Source organism: Chryseobacterium culicis, from assembly GCF_900108365.1.
In the GTDB taxonomy this organism is placed as follows: domain Bacteria; phylum Bacteroidota; class Bacteroidia; order Flavobacteriales; family Weeksellaceae; genus Chryseobacterium; species Chryseobacterium culicis.
In genome coordinates, this window is sequence record NZ_FNWQ01000004.1 from 101,783 (window position 1) to 122,811 (window position 21,029).

Annotated in this window: 19 protein-coding genes; 15 read left to right on the forward strand and 4 right to left on the reverse strand. The window is 37.5% G+C overall.

All coding sequences use genetic code 11. From position 1 onward, the window contains the following. The first annotated feature begins 1 nt into the window (after position 1). From BLW74_RS15495 to tpiA, 3 genes are all read left to right on the forward strand, one after another. Positions 2–1,111, forward strand: coding sequence for a BT_3928 family protein (locus tag BLW74_RS15495; protein WP_089693746.1), 1,110 nt, complete (start codon positions 2–4; stop codon positions 1,109–1,111). Positions 1,112–1,198: 87 nt separating this feature from the next. Next, on the forward strand, positions 1,199–1,546 hold the full coding sequence (locus BLW74_RS15500; RefSeq protein ID WP_089693748.1) for a tellurite resistance TerB family protein: 348 nt from the start codon (positions 1,199–1,201) through the stop codon (positions 1,544–1,546). A gap of 59 nt (positions 1,547–1,605) precedes the next feature. Further along, positions 1,606–2,364 carry a triose-phosphate isomerase gene (gene tpiA / locus BLW74_RS15505; RefSeq protein WP_089693750.1) on the forward strand — a complete coding sequence of 253 codons (759 nt, stop codon included), beginning with the start codon at positions 1,606–1,608 and terminating at the stop codon, positions 2,362–2,364. Positions 2,365–2,437: 73 nt separating this feature from the next. Here the strand turns inward: tpiA and BLW74_RS15510 are convergent, their stop codons facing one another. The 4 genes from BLW74_RS15510 to dnaG form a co-directional block, all read right to left on the reverse strand. Continuing rightward, positions 2,438–3,874: a tetratricopeptide repeat protein gene (locus BLW74_RS15510; RefSeq protein WP_089693751.1), complete on the reverse strand. Its 1,437-nt coding sequence runs from the start codon at positions 3,872–3,874 to the stop codon at positions 2,438–2,440. Between the two features lie 324 nt (positions 3,875–4,198). Further along, positions 4,199–5,467, reverse strand: coding sequence for an esterase-like activity of phytase family protein (locus tag BLW74_RS15515; RefSeq protein ID WP_089693753.1), 1,269 nt, complete (start codon positions 5,465–5,467; stop codon positions 4,199–4,201). A gap of 128 nt (positions 5,468–5,595) precedes the next feature. Further along, positions 5,596–6,282 (reverse strand): ATP-dependent Clp endopeptidase proteolytic subunit ClpP, encoded by a 687-nt coding sequence (clpP, locus tag BLW74_RS15520; RefSeq protein WP_089693755.1) that lies wholly within the window; start codon positions 6,280–6,282, stop codon positions 5,596–5,598. 112 nt (positions 6,283–6,394) lie between these two features. After that, a complete protein-coding gene (dnaG, locus tag BLW74_RS15525) occupies positions 6,395–8,383 on the reverse strand; it encodes a DNA primase (protein WP_089693757.1) in 1,989 nt (662 codons plus the stop codon). A gap of 101 nt (positions 8,384–8,484) precedes the next feature. On the opposite strand from dnaG, the gene tsaE reads away from it, so the two are divergent. The 12 genes from tsaE to BLW74_RS15585 all read left to right on the forward strand — a co-directional run bounded on the left by tsaE (position 8,485) and on the right by BLW74_RS15585 (position 20,880). Next, positions 8,485–8,892, forward strand: coding sequence for a tRNA (adenosine(37)-N6)-threonylcarbamoyltransferase complex ATPase subunit type 1 TsaE (gene tsaE / locus BLW74_RS15530; RefSeq protein WP_089693759.1), 408 nt, complete (start codon positions 8,485–8,487; stop codon positions 8,890–8,892). A gap of 68 nt (positions 8,893–8,960) precedes the next feature. Further along, positions 8,961–10,151 (forward strand): alanine dehydrogenase, encoded by a 1,191-nt coding sequence (locus BLW74_RS15535; RefSeq protein WP_089693761.1) that lies wholly within the window; start codon positions 8,961–8,963, stop codon positions 10,149–10,151. Beyond that, positions 10,151–10,522 carry a DUF4258 domain-containing protein gene (locus BLW74_RS15540; protein ID WP_089693763.1) on the forward strand — a complete coding sequence of 124 codons (372 nt, stop codon included), beginning with the start codon at positions 10,151–10,153 and terminating at the stop codon, positions 10,520–10,522. The genes BLW74_RS15535 and BLW74_RS15540 overlap by 1 nt, the downstream gene beginning before the upstream one ends. Before the next feature lie 15 nt (positions 10,523–10,537). Next, positions 10,538–11,311 (forward strand): histidine kinase, encoded by a 774-nt coding sequence (locus BLW74_RS15545; protein ID WP_089693765.1) that lies wholly within the window; start codon positions 10,538–10,540, stop codon positions 11,309–11,311. Beyond that, positions 11,286–11,996 carry a LytR/AlgR family response regulator transcription factor gene (locus BLW74_RS15550; RefSeq protein WP_089693767.1) on the forward strand — a complete coding sequence of 237 codons (711 nt, stop codon included), beginning with the start codon at positions 11,286–11,288 and terminating at the stop codon, positions 11,994–11,996. The genes BLW74_RS15545 and BLW74_RS15550 overlap by 26 nt, the downstream gene beginning before the upstream one ends. Before the next feature lie 110 nt (positions 11,997–12,106). Further along, positions 12,107–12,496 carry a hypothetical protein gene (locus tag BLW74_RS15555; protein ID WP_089693769.1) on the forward strand — a complete coding sequence of 130 codons (390 nt, stop codon included), beginning with the start codon at positions 12,107–12,109 and terminating at the stop codon, positions 12,494–12,496. A gap of 96 nt (positions 12,497–12,592) precedes the next feature. Continuing rightward, positions 12,593–14,872 (forward strand): cation:proton antiporter, encoded by a 2,280-nt coding sequence (locus BLW74_RS15560; protein WP_394331232.1) that lies wholly within the window; start codon positions 12,593–12,595, stop codon positions 14,870–14,872. Positions 14,873–14,975: 103 nt separating this feature from the next. After that, positions 14,976–15,473: a hypothetical protein gene (locus BLW74_RS15565; RefSeq protein WP_089693771.1), complete on the forward strand. Its 498-nt coding sequence runs from the start codon at positions 14,976–14,978 to the stop codon at positions 15,471–15,473. A gap of 20 nt (positions 15,474–15,493) precedes the next feature. After that, a complete protein-coding gene (locus BLW74_RS15570) occupies positions 15,494–16,036 on the forward strand; it encodes a hypothetical protein (RefSeq protein WP_089693773.1) in 543 nt (180 codons plus the stop codon). A gap of 253 nt (positions 16,037–16,289) precedes the next feature. After that, on the forward strand, positions 16,290–17,312 hold the full coding sequence (locus tag BLW74_RS15575; RefSeq protein WP_089693775.1) for a LysM peptidoglycan-binding domain-containing protein: 1,023 nt from the start codon (positions 16,290–16,292) through the stop codon (positions 17,310–17,312). A 1-nt stretch (position 17,313) separates the two neighbouring features. Further along, positions 17,314–18,123, forward strand: a complete 810-nt coding sequence (locus BLW74_RS22630; protein ID WP_185116365.1) for a DUF4280 and LysM peptidoglycan-binding domain-containing protein — start codon at positions 17,314–17,316, stop codon at positions 18,121–18,123. A 3-nt stretch (positions 18,124–18,126) separates the two neighbouring features. After that, positions 18,127–20,880: a glycosyl hydrolase 108 family protein gene (locus BLW74_RS15585; RefSeq protein WP_089693777.1), complete on the forward strand. Its 2,754-nt coding sequence runs from the start codon at positions 18,127–18,129 to the stop codon at positions 20,878–20,880. The last annotated feature ends 149 nt before the right edge of the window (positions 20,881–21,029 follow it).

The window sequence follows — 21,029 nt, forward strand, 5'->3', positions numbered from 1 at the left end:
TATGCTCAAAGGTTTATTACGCTTTATTATTGCTGTTATTTTTATCCTTTCAGGCTTTGTAAAAGCTGTGGATCTGGTAGGTTTTTCTTTCAAAATGGAAGAATATTTTGCTCCTCCGGTCTTCAATATGCCATTTTTAGAAAAGTTTGCCCTGCTGTTTTCCATTATTGTAGTGGTACTGGAACTTTTCTTAGGATTCATGCTGCTGCTTAAATTAAAGCTTAAATTTACCTTATCCGTATTAATTGCACTTTGTGTTTTCTTTGGATTTCTTACCTTCTATTCTGCTTATTTCAATGTGGTAACCGACTGCGGATGTTTTGGAGATGCCATCAAATTTACGCCTTGGCAGAGCTTCTTTAAAGACGTTGCCCTTCTGATAGGACTCATTATCCTTTTTGTTCTGTACAGAAAAGATTTTCGTAAAAAAGACGACTACGGGATTGCTCAGAAGGAGCCTTCCGGCACATTTAAATACATCCTTTTAGCAGTCTTTTCTTTAGGAATGATCTATGTAATGGCTCAGGGAATTATGCACGAGCCCATCATTGATTTCCGTGATTATAAAATAGGAACTGATATCAGGGCAGAAAAGGGAAAAATTGAAAAAAATCCTTCCGAATACAAGACTTTCTATTCTCTTAAAAACGAGAAAACAGGAGCTGTTATAAAACTGAACCAGGATGATTACATCAAAAAAACAGAATACTGGGCAGAAGGTTCTCCGTGGAAAATTGAAGAGGGAAAAAATGAATCTGTGATTACCAAAGAAGGCTATAAATCTGAAATTGTGAAATTTAAGATTGAAGATCCTACCGGAATGGAAATTACGAATGAGATTATCAACGCTCCAAAAGCGGTTCTGGTATTCTCCTATCATCCGAAAGATGTTCCTGCTGATCTTCTTCAAAAAGTGGAAGCAAAGGTAAATACCCAGAAAGGCGCTCTTATCTACGGAATTTCCACCTATCCGAATACATTTAAAACTATTAAAAATGCAATGATGGATGCCACTGCTATTAAAACCATCGCCAGAAGCAATCCGTTTGTGCTGATCCTCGAAAAGGGAAAAATTATAGACAAACAGCCTGCAAAAGACTACATTAATTAATTATAAATAATGGGTAGTTACAAGGAATATTTTTATCCAATTATCAATTATCGAATTTAAACACTAAACTTAAACATACAACAACTCATGCAAAAATCAAATAAATCAATCGCCGGTTATCACTTATTAATGATCCTTTCTTCTGTGGACGGAGAGTTCGCACCTGAGGAAGGAATGCTGGTACAGCAATATCTGGCGGATGAATTTCCCTTTAGAATGAACCTTGACAACGAGCTGGATACTCTGGCTCTTTTGCAGCCTGAAGAATGGAAAGACCACTTTGAATTCCATGCAAGATGTTTCCAGGACGATTCTACAGAAGATGAACGTGTAAAGTTTGTTCAGTTTGCAAAATCACTGATCAAAGCTGATAATAAAGTCACTGAAGAAGAGCATACATTCTATGTTCTGCTGAAAAATCTTTGGGGATTGTAGACGTTAAACAAATTTCACGACTTACATTAAAGAATAAATAAAATCTATATTAAAATCTTATGAGAAGAAAAATAGTTGCAGGAAACTGGAAAATGAACAAAAATGTAATTGATGCACAACAATTGATGATTCAGTTACTAAGCTATAAAAATAATAATGCTTCCAATTGTGAGGTTTGGATTGCTCCTCCGTCATTATACTTGATGATGGCAAAAGACATCTTTGAAAAAGATGAAATTGGAGTATTTTCCCAAGATATGAGTGAGCATGAAAGCGGTGCTTATACAGGTGAAATTTCTGCAGATATGCTGGAATCTATTGATGCAACAGGTTCACTAATCGGGCATTCTGAAAGAAGACAATACCACGGCGAAACTGATTCTCACTGTAACAGAAAAATCAAATTAGCGCTTGACAAAGGGCTTATTCCTGTTTACTGTAATGGAGAAACTCTTGAGCAAAGAAAAGCAGGACAGCATCTTGAGGTGGTAAAAAATCAGACTGAAGTAGCTCTTTTCACGCTTTCTGCAGAAGAGATCAAAAAAGTAGTGATTGCTTACGAACCGGTTTGGGCTATTGGAACAGGAGAAACAGCTACTCCGGAACAGGCTCAGGAAATCCATGCTCACATCAGAAATATTATCGCTGCAAAATACGGACAGGAGGTTGCTGACGAGGTATCTATCCTTTACGGAGGGTCTGTAAAGCCGGATAATGCTAAAGAAATTTTCTCTCAGCCGGATATCGACGGAGGTCTTATCGGAGGTGCTGCTTTGAAGCTGGAGGATTTTGCTAAAATCATTGAAGCATTTAACTAAGATCAGTAAAATAAAAATAACATAGGCAGCATCTAAGATGCTGCCTATGTTATTTTTTAACAGTGTAAATCTGTTATCTATTTTCATCAATACTCTTCATCCAGGTATAAATATCCTGATCGGAAGGAATATTAAGACGTTTTCTTATCCTGTTTTTTCGGGTTTGTACAGATTGAGGCTGTACATAAGTATACGCTGCAATATCTTTCGTGGAAAAGTTCAGAAAGAGCAAAGCACAGAATTTCAATTCACTTCTCTGCAGGTCTGGAACCATTGCCAATAATTTCGGAAAGAATGTTGGATAAACTTCTTCAAAACGGATGTAAAATTCAGAATCATTATTTTTAGCTAACTGTATGATTTCTTCAAAGGCAAAATTTAATCTTTGATTCAATATTTTAGCTTCCTGTTCTTTTACATTCAATATTTTATCTTTATTTCGTATTCTGATGAGAATGAATGCAGCCGAACCAGTCACCAATACCATCCCCATCAGTATGCTGTACAGTAAAAAGTTATTTTTATTCTTGAGGGGCTTTTGCTTTTCTTCGACCAGAAGATTCACTGTATTTTCCAAATTCTTTGACTCTATGATCTTCAGGCTGTCATTAAGGGCATTATATTGAGACAAATAATCTTCACTGGCATCCATCTGGCCGGCTTTTTCATAGGCTTTAGACATCAGAGCATATAATTCTGATATTTTTTTAACAGCTTTTGATTTTCTGGCAAGAGCCAAAGATTTTGTATAATCTGCTATTGCGGTCTTATATTCTCTTTTTGCCTCATGAATTTGCCCTGAAATCTTAAAAGTCTGATCTTCACGATCACCCATTGTTACTGGAAGAGATTGTGCGGCCTTCAGATAAAATTCTGTAGAATCAATTTTATTCTCTGAAAACTTTACTTCTGCCAGATTGAGCAGGGTTATTTTTAAATTGGTACCCAAAATTGAATTTATAATTTTTTTGGATTTCAATTCGTCCAGTGCTCTTTTATTATAGTAAGTCGCAGAATCATAGTTTTCTTTTTTATAGTAATTCCTGCTTATATTGATGAGGGAGAGGCTTTTTATATAACTTCTTACTGAATCTTCTGCGATTCTGTCAGCCAAATTTAGATTTTTCTTTAATTTTTTTATGGCCTCATCATACATTTTAATCCCGTAATAATTATTACTGTACAATACATTCATTGCAATTTCCTGATCATCCTCCTGTAAATTGCTGAGCTCAGATTCCATTAATTTTAAATAGTGATTGCTTTTGCTGAAATTATACTTCAGATTATAGCCGGTAGCCAGATTATAAAAGGCAACCGCCTTACCTTTCGGGTAATTTGCAGACTGAGAATCTTCCAGAATAGAATGACTCAATTTAATAAAATGATCAGTTTGCCCTTTGGAAATAAGCATTTCTGCATTTTTAAGTTTCAGATCAATACTTTGCGGAGTTATTCTTTGCTGTGAAAGAAGGAACAAAGGAAAAAAGAAAATAAAAAATTTCACCATATATTGAATTATAATTCATGCGTATGTCCATACCATATTACATACTGCTTTAAACAAAAATATAAATAAATCAATGAGTAATATCACCGGATATTGAAATACAAAGCCCTACTTATACACGGATAAATACACTTATTATCAAAACTTTATCACTCCATCTATGGTCAAAATTTATTCCAAAACCGATCAGGCAGATTAGAATTTTATCGACAGAACTATGACAAAAGGAAAACCTTGAAACAAATCATCTTACCGGAAGTTCGTTTCAAGGTTTAAGGATCACTTCAAACGACTGCTTATCGCTGAAAGTTGTAAAAAAACTAATTATTGAATATCGACTACATACATTGTTCCTTTGTCTACTTTACCTGTTTTGGGTAAAATTTTAGCTTTCGGATTTCCGTTTCCATCATCCACCACACCAAAATCATCGTCATTGAAAACGGCAAGCTTATTATTTCCCAAATACACAATTCCTTCAAACTTATCATGCTCATAGCCCAGCTTTGCTACCAGATCTACGGCTAATGTTTTGGTAACCGCTTTGATGCCTGCATTGGTAATTTCATCCCACGTACATTGTTCCAAAGCTTTTCCATTCACTTTCATCCCATCTACAGCAGTAAGATCAGCACCATTTACATCAGTAGCATTGTTCAGGTTAATTCGATATACTTTTTTGATCCCTCCCTGAGAACCGAAATTACCGTCTCTTTCAATTACTAAAAATTCATTGTTGCTTAATGCCGTGATATCGCAAACGGAATCAGATGCTCCACCATCCTGTCTGTACAGAAACTGTTTGGTCTGCCCTGTAATAATATCAAAAGTGACAATTCTTGTTAAAGTGGTATTTGTAGCCAATGCTTTGCTGGGTACCAACATCATAGACTGTATGGTTCCTACCAGCGTTCTTCCATCGGGCGTCATACAAAGTCCTTCCATTCCTCTGTTGGCTCTTCTTTTGGCTAACACAGCGGGTAGCTTTCTTGGTCCTGTATTTACACCAACCGGGCTTATTCTTTCCATTTCCATACCCTCTGCGCTGTAATGCACAATGTGCGGACCATATTCGTCAGAAACCCAGAATGTACCGTCAGCCGCAGCAACAATACTTTCACTGTCTAACCCATATTTATCCGTACCCAGGACATTTCCGGAAGCATCGTAAGCAACTTCTCCGGTACTTCCCATTCCTACAGGGTTTGGAAGGCCGGTAATAGGCTGTCCGGATGGATTTTTAAGCTTAATATATTTGATTACTTCAACATTTCCATCAGCATTAATTCTGAAGTGCATAATGGTTGGGGTAAAATTCGGGACAAGAAACTTTTTTCCGTTTTGGAAATCAGTATTTGGTCCTCTGTCTGTAATAACATAGAATTCGCCTTTTTTTGTAGGATGAGCGGCTGCTCCGGAACCAAATCCACCGTTAATGACATCTACTCCATTGATAGTAGCAAGTTTTGTAAATGGAAATTCCTGAGGCAGTTTGGAATAATTAACATCCTGATTGATTATTGCTGTCTCATCGTCAGTTTTACATGAAGCCAGCACCGCCAGTACTCCCACAGACCATAGTAATTTTTTCATAAGCTATTTTATGGCTGCGAATGTATCAATTGATTGTAAACTGATCTTGAATACAATGATAATTGTATTTTAACATTAAACAAAAAAACCGCACCAGATCGGTGCGGTTCTTATGATTTTGCAATCAATTATTTTTTCTCTGTAGATCTTTGTAAAACTTCATCTACCATTCCGTAGCCTTTTGCTTCTTCAGAAGTCATCCAGTAATCTCTGTCAGAAGATTTTTCTACCCAGTCATAAGTCTGTCCTGAATGGTGAGCAATAATCTCATAAAGCTCCTGCTTCAATTTCAACATTTCTCTCAGGTTGATCTCCATATCAGAAGCCACTCCCTGAGCACCTCCTGAAGGCTGGTGGATCATTACTCTTGAGTGCTTAAGTGCAGAACGCTTTCCTTTTTCTCCTGCCACTAATAGCACAGCGCCCATAGAAGCAGCCATACCTGTACAGATGGTCGCTACATCCGGCTTAATGATCTGCATGGTGTCATAAATACCTAAACCGGCATATACACTTCCTCCCGGAGAGTTGATATAGATCTGAATATCTTTGGAAGGATCCGCACTTTCCAGGAATAAAAGCTGAGCTGTAACGATGTTTGCCACCTGATCATCAATACCTGTTCCCAGGAAGATAATTCTGTCCATCATCAGACGGGAAAAAACGTCCATTTGAGCTACGTTTAATCTTCTTTCTTCCATGATGTACGGAGTAAGGTTCGTTGGACCATACATTCCCATATACTGATCGGTAACCAGACCGTTGTTTCCTAAATGTTTTACAGAGAAGTCTCTGAATTCCTTTTTAATGTCCATATTTCTATTATGTATTATTTTTATACTATTCTCAAAGTTTAAATTACAATATTTATTCCTAAAATTTTATAGGACTTTTTGTCACAGAATACAAAAAAGATCTGACGTGAAATTATCTCTTACGGTCTACATAAATTCCTTTGATAGGCGAATATTCTATGATATTGCTCAGACGCATGGAAGCCTGTTTCAACAGTGTAATCTTTTTGATCAGCTCATAATATTTCATTTCATCCGTACTGCTGTACTTGTCAAGCTCTTTAGCTGTTTCTTTGATCAGATAATCAATGTACCTGTATTTATGTAAAAGAACATCACCTTTGATCTGATCTGCCACTTTATCTCCGTAATTGGGAGGATAAATATTTCTGGACGCCCAGTTTTCCAGTTCATCCAAAGGGATCAGGGCATCTACAACCTTTGTGGTTATCTCTTCATCCATAAAAGTTACAAAAAAGTTTCCACTTCTGAGCTCGTCTTTTTGAATTCCCTCCCTTACCTGATTGATAATGATCTCATTTTCCTTCACCAAAAATGAATATTGCTCTTCTTCAAAATGATGAAGGATTTCTTCGATAACGGTGATCTCGTAATCTTCACCCTGTTCATTTCTTCGTTTCAGAACAATATCTCCAAACATCAGCATATGATCTACAAGCTTGTTTTCCATAAACAACACATCGTACATGAAAGGATCTTCCTTTTCCTGATCGAAAGGAACAATCTCCATCTTCGGAGCAGCGGCTTTTTCTTTCTGCTGCTGCTGAACATGGTGCGTCTGGTTCTGTGTGATCTGCTTCTGAACATCCAGCTCATTGAAAAGGCTTTGCTCAGAAAGTCCGAATTTATTGGAAACTTCTTTCAGATAAACTTCCCTTTTCAGGGCATTTTGTACAAAAGAAACCGATTTTACGATATCTCTTATGGCTTCTGCCTTTTTAATCGGGTCATTTCCGATGTCTTTTAAGAGAATTTCCGCTTTAAAGTCGATAAAGTCCATCGCTTCATTTTCGATGTACTTTTCCACATATTCCTGAGGATGTTTTCTGGCAAAGGAATCGGGGTCATCTCCATCCGGGAAAAGCAGAACACGAATGTTCATTCCTTCTGTAAGGAGCATATCAATACTTCGGAAACTGGCTTTGATACCGGCATTATCACCATCAAAAAGAATGGTTACGTTCTCAGTAAGCCTTTTAATCAGTTTGATCTGCTCGGTTGTCAAAGATGTTCCTGAGCTGGCTACCACATTTTCGATCCCGGACATATGAAGTGAAATCACATCCATATACCCTTCCACCAAAAGGCAGGCATTCTTTCTTGAGATCGCCTGTTTACTTTGGTTTAATCCATAAAGAACATTGGACTTATGATAGATTTCTGTTTCAGGCGAATTGAGGTATTTCGCTGTTTTGACATTATTTTTAAGAATCCTAGCTCCAAAACCTAAGACCCTCCCGGAAAAACTGTGAATAGGGAAAATAACTCTTTCTCTGAAACGGTCTACTCCTGCCGGCGTATTTTCGGGAAAAATAGAAAGCCCGGATTTTTCAAGAATTTCTTTGTTATACCCTTTTTCCAGTGCATATGCTGTAAAAGCATTCTTCTTTTCCGGAGAATATCCCAGCTGGAATTTTTTGATGATATCATCCTTCAGTTCTCTCTCTTTGAAATAAGAAAGTCCAATGTTTCTGCCTTCCTGATCATCCCAAAGAATTTCCTGAAAATAAGTATTGGCAACCTCATGAATTTTATATAAAAGATCTTTCTCCGTCTGGGCATTTTTAGCTTCTTCAGAAATTTCACGAAGATCTTCTTCAATTTCAATTCCGTATTTTTTTGCAGCGTGGCGAAGGGCCTCAGGATACGTAAAGTTTTCAATTTCCATCAGGAAGGAAATCGCCGTTCCTCCTTTTCCTGTTGAAAAGTCTTTCCAGATCTGTTTGCTTGGTGAAACCACAAAACTCGGAGATTTTTCTTCATGAAACGGACTGAGCCCTTTATAGTTAGACCCTGCCCTTTTCAGCTGCACATATTCACCCACAATCTCTTCAACGCGGATCGTGGAGAATATTTTATCAATGGTCTGTTTGGAAATCATAATACAAAAATACACATAAAAAAAAACCTTACAATTATATAATACAAGTGCATTATATTTAGTAAGTTTTATCATTATTTTTGCAAAATAAATTTGGTATTATGCAATTCACTATAGATAAAATCGAAGACTGGCAGGAAGTTGTTGACAGCATCATTCCTCAGCTAAAACATAATATTTTCTTATTAAAAGGAAATCTGGGAGCAGGTAAAACAACTTTCACCCAATTTCTGCTTAAAAATATGGGGAGCAGGGATGAAGTAAACTCCCCTACTTACTCCATTGTCAATGAATATACTACTGAAAGAGGAAAAGTATACCATTTTGATCTTTACCGCCTGAAAAACATTGAAGAAGTCTATGATATCGGGATCGAAGAATACCTGGACAATTCTTTTTTATGCATTATTGAGTGGCCGGAAGTCTATGAAGAGGAGCTTTACGGGCTTAACTACCACACAATGAGTATTGTGAACACGGGTGAAAACAGAGAAATTTCATTCGATTAAATATTATGTATCTTTGCTTCTTAATTGAGTGTAAAAAAACAATCTGTAAGACATAATTTAATTTAAGGATGAGTACAAATATTTTTACTCCTTTCACAGAAGAAGAATTAATGCCGAAAGAGGAAAAATTGGAGGTTATAAAGAAAGGAAAACAGTTCAGTATCGGTATTCCTAAAGAAACCTGTCTCAACGAGAGGAGAACCTGCATTACTCCTGACGCCGTACAGGTGTTGGTAGAGCACGGCCATGAGATCATTATTGAAGCTGGTGCCGGGCAGGGTTCATTTTTTACAGATTTGCAATACTCCGAATCCGGAGCGAAGATTACCACGGATCCTAAGGAAGCCTTCGGACAGGATCTTATCCTGAAGGTGAATCCTCCCACAGAAGATGAAATTGAGTACATGAAGCCTAATACGTATCTGGTTTCGGCACTTCAGATCAATCTCAGGGATAAGGAATATTTCTTAAAGCTTGCAGAGAAAAAAATAAATGCTATTGCTTTTGAATTTATCGTAGATGAATACAAACAGCTGGCTTTGGTAAGACTGGTTGGAGAAATTGCAGGAACCGTTTCCATATTATATGCTTCAGAATTATTAGCCTTATCAAATGGCTTAATGCTTGGAGGGATTACAGGAGTACGGCCAGCTGAAGTAGTTATCCTGGGAGCAGGAATTGTAGGTGAATTTGCTACAAAAGCAGCGATCGGTCTCGGGGCAAGTGTAAAGGTTTTCGACAACTCTTTATCCAAACTGAGAAGACTTCATACCATTGTAGACAGCCGCGTTCCTACTTCTATCATCGACCCTAAAGAACTCAGCAAAAGTTTAAGACGTGCGGATGTAGTGATCGGAGCACTTCCAAGACTCAACATGACGCCTATCGTTACAGAAGATATGGTGATGAAAATGAAGAAAGGCAGTGTCATTATTGATATTACCATAGACAACGGTAAAGTGATTGAAACCTCAGAATTGACTACCATGGAAGACCCGTATATCATCAAACATGGTGTTATCCACTGCGGACTTCCGAATCTTACCTCAAGAATGCCGAGAACAACCACCAAAGCCATCTCGAATTTCTTCCTTTCCTATATTTTAAATTACGACGAGGAAGGCGGTTTTGAAAACATGCTGATCCGCAAAAATGAAATGAAGCAGAGCTTATATATGTACAAAGGAAGACATACCAAAAAGATCATCTGCGACCGTTTCGGACTCACGTACCATGATATCAATCTTTTAATTTTCTAATGAAGAAACTGAAATTTTATGCAATAGGCTTCGTTCCGGGGCTTTTGATCGTATTTTTTATTTTAAACAAAAAAGGAGCAAGCTGCAGCGGATATTTACCGAACAGCCGCGTCATCGCAGAGAGCCTTTCCAAGGAATTCAAATATTCTGAAGAAGCTAAAAATGCAATGACTGCCTATAAGATTGATGAAAAATTTGTAAAAGACAGCATTATTACCAACGGAAAAGTAGATTTTGAACGCAGCCATGCACAAAAGAAACCATGTCCTGACTACCTTCTGACCTATCCCGAAAAAAATCCGTCTTACGAGATCACTTTTGAAAAATGTGAAGAAACTGTGACGGTAAGCGGTCTTAAAAAACTTAAATAGTTTCAAAAACAGACTATGGAAGGCAATTATTACATGATTCATGATTATCTGATATTCATCGGAGTTTTTGCCATTTTCCTGTTTCTTACTGTCAGCATTTATCTCTTCAGCCAAAATCAGAAGCTGAAACAGAGAAACTCCCAATTATCAGACACTAACAAACTTATTGAGCAGCGTCTGAATGAAGTGCGCCTGGAACATATCGGCACCAAGCTGAATCCGCATTTGTTTAAAAATATTCTGAATTCTGTACAGTCTCATGCCTATCAGACTTACATGTCACTGGATAAACTGGCTAATGTGCTGGATTATATTTTGTATGAAAGCAATAATAAATATGTGAGTCCTAAAGAAGAACTCAACTTTGCGCTCAGTCTTATTGAGATCAATAAAATCAAGATCAATCCACTTTTTGATTTCAGAATCAAATCAAGAATTAATAAATCTGACGCTTTGTACGAAGAAAAAGTGTTTGCACCACTGATCTCCGTAGACCTTATCGAAAATGCTTTCAAACATACCGACTTCCTGGCTCAGGACTCGTTTATCTCCGTTTATATGGAGCTTGAAGACAGGGTTTTCACCATGAAAGTGAGCAATAAAGCATCGTTGAAGAACATTCTGGAAAAGGAGAAAAGCGGTTTTGGAAGCCAGTCTTTTGACCAGAGACTTAAAATGATCTACAGCACCTATTACCAGCTGGAAAGAGGTTCAAAAAACGGAATCTTTACTGCAGAATTAAAAATAAACTTAGGAGAGTTCTATGATAAAATGCGTTATTCTGGATGATGAACTGCTGGCTATCAGCTATTTAAAACTTCTATGTGAACAGATTGACGATGTGGAAGTGGTAAAAGCATTCAATGATCCTAAAATCTTTCTGAACGAAATAGACCGCCTCGACTGCAATCTGTGTATTCTGGATATTGAAATGCCGGGAATGACAGGTCTTCAGGTGGCCGAAATTATCTCTGGTTCCAAAAAAATCATCTTTACAACGGCTTACAAAGAATATGCTGCTGAAGCTTTTGATCTGAATGTGGTAGATTATGTGAGAAAGCCCATCAAAAAAGAAAGGCTGATTCAGGCCTTCGAAAAAGCTAAAGAACTGGTCGAAAACACTCCTAAGAAACCCTTTATTGAGTGGAATACCAATATTGGAAAAACAGTAATATTCACAGAGCAGATTTCCTATATCAAAACCTCTGAAATTGACAGCAGAGATAAAGACATCATTCTCAGCGATGGAACAACGATCGTATTAAAAAACCTGAATTTTAAAAATCTTCTGGAAATGCTTCCTGCCAAAGATTTTGCTCAGGTGAACAAAAAAGAAATTATAGCGCTGTCCTCCATTAAAGTATTTTCCACTAATGAAATTATCACTACTATTCCTACGGAAGATCACAATTTCCTGAAACTTCAGATCGGAGATGCTTACAAAAATTCATTAATGGAGCTCTTCGGAAAATAGATCTTTTTCAAATCTTTCCGGTTTCGTTACAGAATATAAGCCCTTTATTACAGCAATCCTTTTTCAGTATTAAATGCATTTAATTTTGCAGTGAATTAATTGATTGTATAATGAAAGAATTTTTCTATGCTGCAGGACTTCTCATATCCGGCTTGTGTTTTTCCCAGGAAGCCTCTTCAAAACTGAAGGTCTCTTTTTTTGACGGAATAGCAATAGGCGGATATGTAGATCATGGTGCTTATATCAACTTTACAGGTCCAAATGTAAATCTTACCCATAAAAGCGTAAAATTCATTGTTGGAATGCTTCCTTCTCTGAGAATTAAAGAAGACCATTCTTCCGGAACCAAAAACAGTCCTATTATGCCTACGCTGGGAGCAGGTCTTACTGTGGTCTATAAAAAAATAGCCTTTCAGATTCCTGCCTACTATAACGCTAAGACAGCAGATCTGAATGGGAACTGGAAAATAGGATTTGGAATGGGTTATTCGTTCAAATAGATTTTATTACATTTTTTAGAACATTCATTACATTTTAAAAAAAAGAGTATTTAACATAACTATATTCTTTTCAACTTTGCATAAAATATTGGAATCATGAATTTGGGGAAATACAAAAATTTAATTTTCTACATTACCACCATCGCAGTCTTTTCTGCTCTGATGTACTTTTTCATCATAGAAGGACAAACACTGGAAGTAAAGGAAAATATCGTTGCTCATACCAGCAGTGGCTCAACCTGGGAAAATTTTCTGGAATCCTTTAAAACCAACCTGCATCATCCGCTGGCTTTATTGCTGGCACAGATTGTCACCATTATTATGACGGCAAGGCTTTTTGGATGGATTTGCATGAAAATAAAGCAGCCTACCGTAATCGGAGAAATGATTGCCGGTATCGTGCTGGGGCCGTCTCTCGTGGGAATGTATTTCCCTGAGTTTTCAGCATTTCTTTTTCCAAAAGAATCATTAGGCAACCTTCAGTTTCTGAGTCAGATAGGCTTGATACTGTTTATGTACATTGTAGGCATGGAGCTTGATCTGAGTGTATTGAGAAAAAAAGCTCATGACGCTGTGGTCATCAGCCATGCGAGTATTATCATTCCATTTGCTTTAGGAATAGGACTCTCTTATTTCGTTTACCGGGAATTCGCACCGGACGGTATACAGTTTACTTCTTTCGCTTTGTTCATAGCAATTTCTATGAGTATTACAGCGTTTCCGGTACTGGCGAGAATTGTACAGGAGAGAAATCTTCAGAAAACCAAACTGGGAACTATTGTGATTACCTGTGCTGCTGCAGATGATATTACGGCATGGTGTATTCTTGCTGCTGTAATTGCTATTGTGAAAGCAGGCTCTTTCACCAGTTCTATTTATGTCATCATCATGGCAGTTGCCTATGTATTTTTAATGATTAAAATTGTAAGACCATTCCTTAAAAGAATAGGAGATCTGCAGGCAGGGAAAAATACCATCAGTAAACCTATGGTAGCTATTTTCTTTCTTACTCTTATTTTGTCGGCATATGCTACAGAAGTAATCGGTATTCATGCTTTGTTCGGTGCTTTTATGGCAGGTGCCATTATGCCTGAAAATGCAAAATTCCGTACGCTCTTTATTGACAAAGTAGAAGATGTGGCATTGGTACTTCTTCTTCCCCTGTTCTTTGTCTTTACAGGGCTTCGAACCCAGATCGGGCTGCTGAATGACAGCCATCTGTGGATGACAGCAGGGTTTATTATCCTGACTGCCGTTCTTGGAAAATTTGCTGGAAGTGCACTTACGGCCAAATTTGTTGGAATCAGCTGGAAAGAGAGCTTAACAATAGGAGCTCTGATGAATACGAGAGGCCTTATGGAGCTTATCGTCCTGAATATTGGATATGATCTCGGGGTCTTAAGTCCTGAAATTTTTGCCATGCTTGTGATTATGGCCCTTTTTACCACTTTTATGACCGGACCTGCCCTAGACTTTATTAATTTTATTTTTAAATCTAAAAAAAATCATGATGAAGCCGTTCAGGAAAACGATTCCAAATATCGTGTTCTTCTATCTTTCGATAAACCGGAATCAGGAAGCACTTTATTGAGACTTGCTCACAATTTTACCCATAAAATGAACGGCAATAAAAGCATCACTGCTATGAATATTGCTCCGGTGGATGAAATGCATGCCTATGATATCAATGAGTACGAAAATTCCCAGTTCCAGAATGTGATTGAAACGTCGCAAGATCTTAATCTGGAGGTGACCACCTTTTTCAAAGCATCAACGGATATTGAAAGTGATCTCACCAGCATTACCAATAAAGGGCATTATGACCTCCTGCTCATTATGCTTGGAAAATCAATGTATGAAGGCAGTCTGCTGGGCCGTTTGCTGGGTTTTACAACAAAAATTATCAATCCCGAAAAACTTCTGAATACAGTAAAAGGTAAAGGAAATATTTTCAACACTTCTCCTTTTGACGATTTTACTCTTCAGATTCTGGACAAAACCAATATTCCTGTAGGAATTTTGGTGGAAAAAGATTTCAGAACAGCAGATAAAGTGTTTGTTCCTATTTTTAATCTGAGTGATTTTTATCTTCTTGAATATGCGAAAAGACTCATTAATAACAATAATTCTCAGATTATCATTCTGGATGCTGCCGGGCAGATCAGAAATAATATTGAAGTGAAAGAACTGATCAGAAGTATTGAGCAGGTGGCTCCTAACCATATCACTTTATACAATGAGAAAAAGATTGAAAAAGAATTCCTGAATTCTCAGGATCTGATGCTGGTCAGCAGTAAAAGCTGGAAAAACCTGATTGACACAAAGAGTCTCTGGCTTTCTGACATTCCCTCTACCTTAATAATTTCAAACCCATAACCCAAATAACACACCGATATTTCTATTTCTATTGAAAGCTATAAATATTATTCGTTGTCTGTAAAGAAAAAACGGGTATATTTATGGCTTCAATTTTTGGGACATGCTGATTAACAGTGAAAATGGAGTTATCTTTCTGGAAGCCTTCAATACAAGGCTGTACCGGGGAATGACATTTGATCTGCTGAAGCACACTGATTTCTATAAAGAAAAATATCATCAGATGCGGGATGTGAAAACCGGATATTTTTGGTATTATTTTACCCATTTAGAAATAACAGGCTATCAGCTATCCTTCAGTTTGTGCTTTTTCAAAGATGAGCTGGAGATCATCCATATGAATACATGGCAGGAAACTGATGCAAAAGACTGGAATGAATGGACAGAGGAAAAAGAAATGAATATTTTCCACCGGAACAACACATTTCTCTCAAAAATTCTCGAAATGCCGCCCACCCAAAAAAAGAAAACGCCATACCCAAGCTGTACCTTCCTCTTTCCCTGGGGAAATGTGTGGTCAGTATATGATCCGCGAAGTGCCGGCAGCTTTATGGGAATCAGTTTTAATGAAGAGGATCCAACAAATAAAAATAACTTATAACCAAAGAACAAGAAAATATTATGTGCCGATATGCCATGATGGTTTACAAAGGTCATTATGCCTGTTTCAACTGCCAGAAAACATTCAAACGCCGCCACCTGAAAGATGTGGACAGGGATGCCCAGACTTCAGTAGAAGCCAAATGCCCCGAATGTGGAAATCTTATGGCCAATATGGGACTGGACTTTAAATCACCGGCTAAAAATGATGACAAACAATGGGCTCATATCCGTGATCTGTATACTGTAGGGATTACTTTTCATTCTTGTGGATGCTCTGGCCCCGGATACATCCCTCAGGACAGGAAAGCGATTATAGATTATCTGGAAAAAATCCGTTCAGAATATATGCATGCACTGGTGTTCTGGAGATACCGCACAGAACCCGAAAACAAAAAAGAGCGCGAGCTAGATTATCAAAAAAACAGAGGCCATCTGTGGACGGTCAACCGTAATGCTTTTAAGGAAACTGTGACGAATCAGGAAGGTATCAATTATTGGCTGAAAAGAATTAATGAAGTTGAAGAAAGACTTCATATTATTAAAGCTGATCAACAGAAATAATTACCAGTACGCCGCTATTCAAATTTTTTACCCTCTGCCTGAGACGAACGCTCATCTGATGGAAACGTATATTCCTTTGGAATGATATCCTTGCTGAAAATTTCAATTCTAAAACCGAAAATTCTCATCCTATGGAGCGATTTTATGCGCAGCACCGCTGATGTCGTAATTCTACTACAATTTTCAAAATTCAAGCCTAAAAATTAATTTCAAATAAAGTTTTTTAATAGCTTTATCCAATAATTCACATGGGATGGAAATTGATTTCTTACAATATCAGGTACGAAACGGAGACACGCTGACCTCTATAGCTTCCCGGCTGGGAATGACCGGTGAGGAGCTCAAGGTGTTTCACAATTCCCATTGTCAAAGAATGGATAAAATTTGGTTCGAAAACTTAAATGGGGTTAAAAACATTTTCGTTCCTACAGATTTCAAAACTCAGGCACAAAAAGAACAGGAGCGAAAAAAGAAGCTTCCCCACCAGCTCTCCGATTCGTTCTTCGCTAAAACATATATTGCCCATGAAACCTTTGAAAGTCGTTTTACGCCTCCGGTTACTATAAGTTATACTATTGAGCTTAACCTTGGAAAGGATAATAACACCAATCAGCACACAATAAATTACCGCCAGAAAGATTTTAAATCCAACGGAACTCCGCCGGATGATAAATTGAGCAGCCTTTCCATAGCCTGTATGCAAAGTATTATGCCTGTTGAATTTGTGATCAATGAAAAAGGTAAAATCATTGGATTTGCAGACCATAAGAAAATTGTCGGCACTTTTTCCGGACAACGCAAAGAACTTGAGGAGTTTTACGTAGGAGAAGTCTCTCAGCGTTATATGGATGTCTTTGAAACAAATATAATGAATGAGCCGTTTTTATTGCGGCAGTTTCAGAGTACGCTCCTTTTTCAGGCCTTATTCCCAAGGATGGAATGGTTTCAAAAGAAGACATACGGACAAGAATCTTTTTATTGGTTACAGAACTCATTTCCGGTACAGTGTGACATCAATATTGAACATGAAAATGAAGACGAAGACTCTATTTCGACCATTTTAAGTGGTAAAATTGTTGAATTATGCACTTCTCAGGAAATCATGCGGGGCATTAAGCATCCGGAGCCGGCTTCTGAACCAGCAACAGGAAATATCGTATTAGAATACACCACACACATCAAAAATAAAACGCTGCTTCAGGCAAAAGCATCTGTTTTGCTCAGTCATGAAGATGAATCTATTCACCAACATCACATCAATATAACACAAGGATAATATGAAAAATTATGTCATACAAAAAGGCGATACATTCAGTTCATTAGCCCGGCAGTTTAAGCTGAAAAATGAAGGCATTTTGAAAACGTATCATAATCTTCACTGCCCGCCGGAAGATAGTATGCAGGAGCCCGTTGCCGGAAAAACCATTCTAATTCCGGCAGATCCGCAGTTTATGACTGATGACACAGAACCCCAAACGATTGCCACATCGCAGGATGGAATTGTAGAGGAGGTCCATCCCACAGAATTTGAATCTGAAGATAAAAAACAATCTGATAAAGAGGAACCAGAAGATAACAATGAAGACAGTGATTCCAGTTCTCATGAGGGAAAATATTTCATTGTTCAGAAAGGAACATTGCAGTGTAATCAAGGCTTTCAATTTCCAAAATGTAAAGTAACCAGCCACCAGAAACAGTACTGGAATGACGAAGAGGGAAATGCTGATTATCTGGCCGTAACAGAGGATGATCTTCAACTTGATCCGGCTGCACAACCATTCGGACAGTGTAAACTTAAGCCCTCCTCCGGAGGATATCTTCCCTGTGCTTATGCTCCCGCCGGAAAATGGCAGAAAACGTATGAAAAAGTAAAAGTTATGGGAAAAAGCTGCCTTACGGAAATCTCAGAGCTGATGTGCAGTACCGGAGGAAAAATAACCATTCTGAAACATGGCCAGCAGAGCGAAGTAGGCAAAAGCCACGTTGAAAAGGCAAATACGCAGGAACAGCAGGTTTACAATCCGGTGGTGGATTTTGATGAATTCAAGGAAGATACAAGAGGTACAGATGAAATTTATTACAGCTAAGCCATGACAGGAACTATTATCGGGAATCAGAATCCTATGGTAGGAACCACTTACTCCTACGAAGTAAAGCCTTCTCTCCTATCATTCGGATTGAAAGGTGAATATGAATGGTATCTTTACAAGAAACAAAAAAACGGCAGTTGGAAAGACATCACCGGAAAGCCGAAAACCGGTGAGAAAGTAACCTACAAATTTGGAGAAATAGCACTGGGAATAGAATTTCAAATGAAAGTCTATGAAACTAAAAAAGGGATTTTACCCGGCCTTCCTGCTACCAAAGAACTGGTGGCCAATCTTATATTAATTCCTGCCAGTGACAAAGTTTCAAAAATAGATAAAGTAATTCTCTTCAACAGAGGAGCAAAAGATGTCAATAAAGCCAGTTACCGGGATACGCTAATTGCTCAGGCTCACTGTATTGCGATGTTTAATAAAGAGATTGAGTTTCACCTTTGGGAAGATGACGCTCCTGGAAAAGGGCACGATGCCAGTATTAACAAAAACAACCGTCACACCCGCAGCTATAAGGCTCGCGTCAATGAAAAAGGGATTGCAGAAGTGTCAATACCCCTGATGTCTGATGAAAAAATCCTTCGTCAGATGGCCAATCAGTTTCTGATGAAAGGTGACAGGAATGAAGGTGCGAATCATGAATACTATGTTACAGCCACTTATTCAGGGAAAATTCAGGGAGCCAGCCAGGTGAATGTAGATGTGGCCAATCCGGATTATAAAAGCCAGTCTCAAAATCAGCCAAAACCTAAACCTCAGCCCCAGAAAGACACGCCTAAATTCCCAGCCGGACAAGGAAGTGCACCCAAACAACCCGATCCTAAAGGAAATATCATAGAAGCGGTTTTCATTGATGATACCGGAAAAGAACTTTCCAAAGTTGCTGTAGGTGATAAAGTAAGGGTAAGAATCCACTCTAAAAATATGGTAGAGAAGCATATTCAGTATGTCATCTGGGAATATGACACGGCTTCCAATGATGAAGTATTCAGAAGTGGGAATATTAAAATTTCAGCTGATATACATGAAACTTCAGGATTTGTCATTTCCAAAGATATTTTTGAAAAAGGAATAGACTCCCCTATCGGCGATCCGGATTCCGATACACAAAATTATTTCATCGAAATTATCTCCAAGGACCTTTCTGCAGAATCTCAGAAATTTGGGGTAAATTCGGAAGGCCTGATGCAGGTGGAGAAGGTGAAGAGTGCGGCTGGGGTGCAGAAGCAACCGAAAACAGACAAAGGATGTGGAGGCAAATATTGTGTTGATAAAAGCACCCCTCCTAGCGAGCTAATTAGAGAAATTAATATTCGCTTAGCTGGTTTTGGAGGAAATGTACCCACAGGTAAATTTACAGACAGAACTGAAAAAATGGTTAAACAGTTTCAGAGAGATTACATGAAGGTGACAGAAACGGGAAAAGTTTGTGGTAATGTTTTGAGAGCTATTGATGAATTCTCTAAAAATTTTGAAATTAGTACAATATTATGGAATCAATTAAAATGTTCGTGTAGTACAAAAGGTAAAAAAGTAACAAGTACATTAAGAGGAATTCTAGAAATTAATAATTGCAAAGGTTTTGGAGATGGTACAGGAAAAAACACATATAAAGGTACTGCAAAAACTGAAGCCAATAACAAGTATGAGTATCCAGGTATTCATCGATCTTTATTATTTGGATTTAAGGCATTGCAATTCTATTTTAGCAAACAAACGACTTATAAAATTGATCAATTTACATCGGGATATAGATGCCGCTTCAAAAACTATACAACCACCAACCACCAAGGAAAAGCAATTGACATACAATTCAGTAAAGGTAATTGGCAAATAAGAGGTGAAAACAAAAAAAACCTTGTGGAATTAAGATCAATGAGAGATTCTATTTTTGTTAACTATTTAGGAGCTCAAAAAGAATGGCCTAACACAAATTTGTTCTCAATTGAACCAATTGATTTACTTTATAATAATAAGGGAAAGGTAAGATATGATCACACTTTTAGCTGGATTCATATGGATGTAAGGCAATTTGATTCGCAATATTTAGAAGATAAATACTTTTGCACAAGTTTAGCAACACTGAATGGGAAAAGTATTGTTCAACTAGCAATTGAGTTAGGCTATAATAATACTTGCAATTGTTATGAGACTTATCAGTCTCAACAAAACAAGCCAAGCAATTCTCGCCTTGACACTTGTGAAGATAAATTCAAAAAAATAGCTCCAATAATTTTGGAACACGAAGGAGGGTATAAAAATGAACCTTCTAAAGATAAAGGAGACCCAACTAATAAAGGGATATCATGGCCAGTTTGGCAAAAATATGCAAAAGAAGATGTAGGAGTTGAGCCAACTGAAGAAAATCAAAAAAAAATTACTGAAGAACAAGCTACCATTATTTATAGGAAAAGATATTGGGAACCTAAAGGTTATTGTGAAGTAAAGAATTTAAAAGTAGCACTTATGGTATATGATTGGAGTATTACTTCGGGAGGTGCAATTAAAGAAGTTCAGAAATTACTTGTTAGTGAATTCAATCAAACCATCACTATTGATGGAGGAATGGGCAAAGAAACTGCAAATGCCTTAAATCAACCCTCTGATCAAGAAAAATTGCTTACTAGAATAAGTGAAATTAGAAAAGCATATTATGATTATGGAGCTTCTCAAAATTGGTTCTCAGAAGATTATTTAAAAGGTCTTAAAATAAGAGTTGATAAATGCTTAAATTACACATTATAGATTTTAAATTATGATATATAGATTTTTAGTATTAGTTTCCCTTCTGGGCAGTATAATTTCGTGCAAAGGCCACGAGTCCAAAGAAAACAAAGTCGGTAGTAATGCTAATGTAAGTAACGAAAGAAAACTCCCTGAAGTGTGGCGCTGGA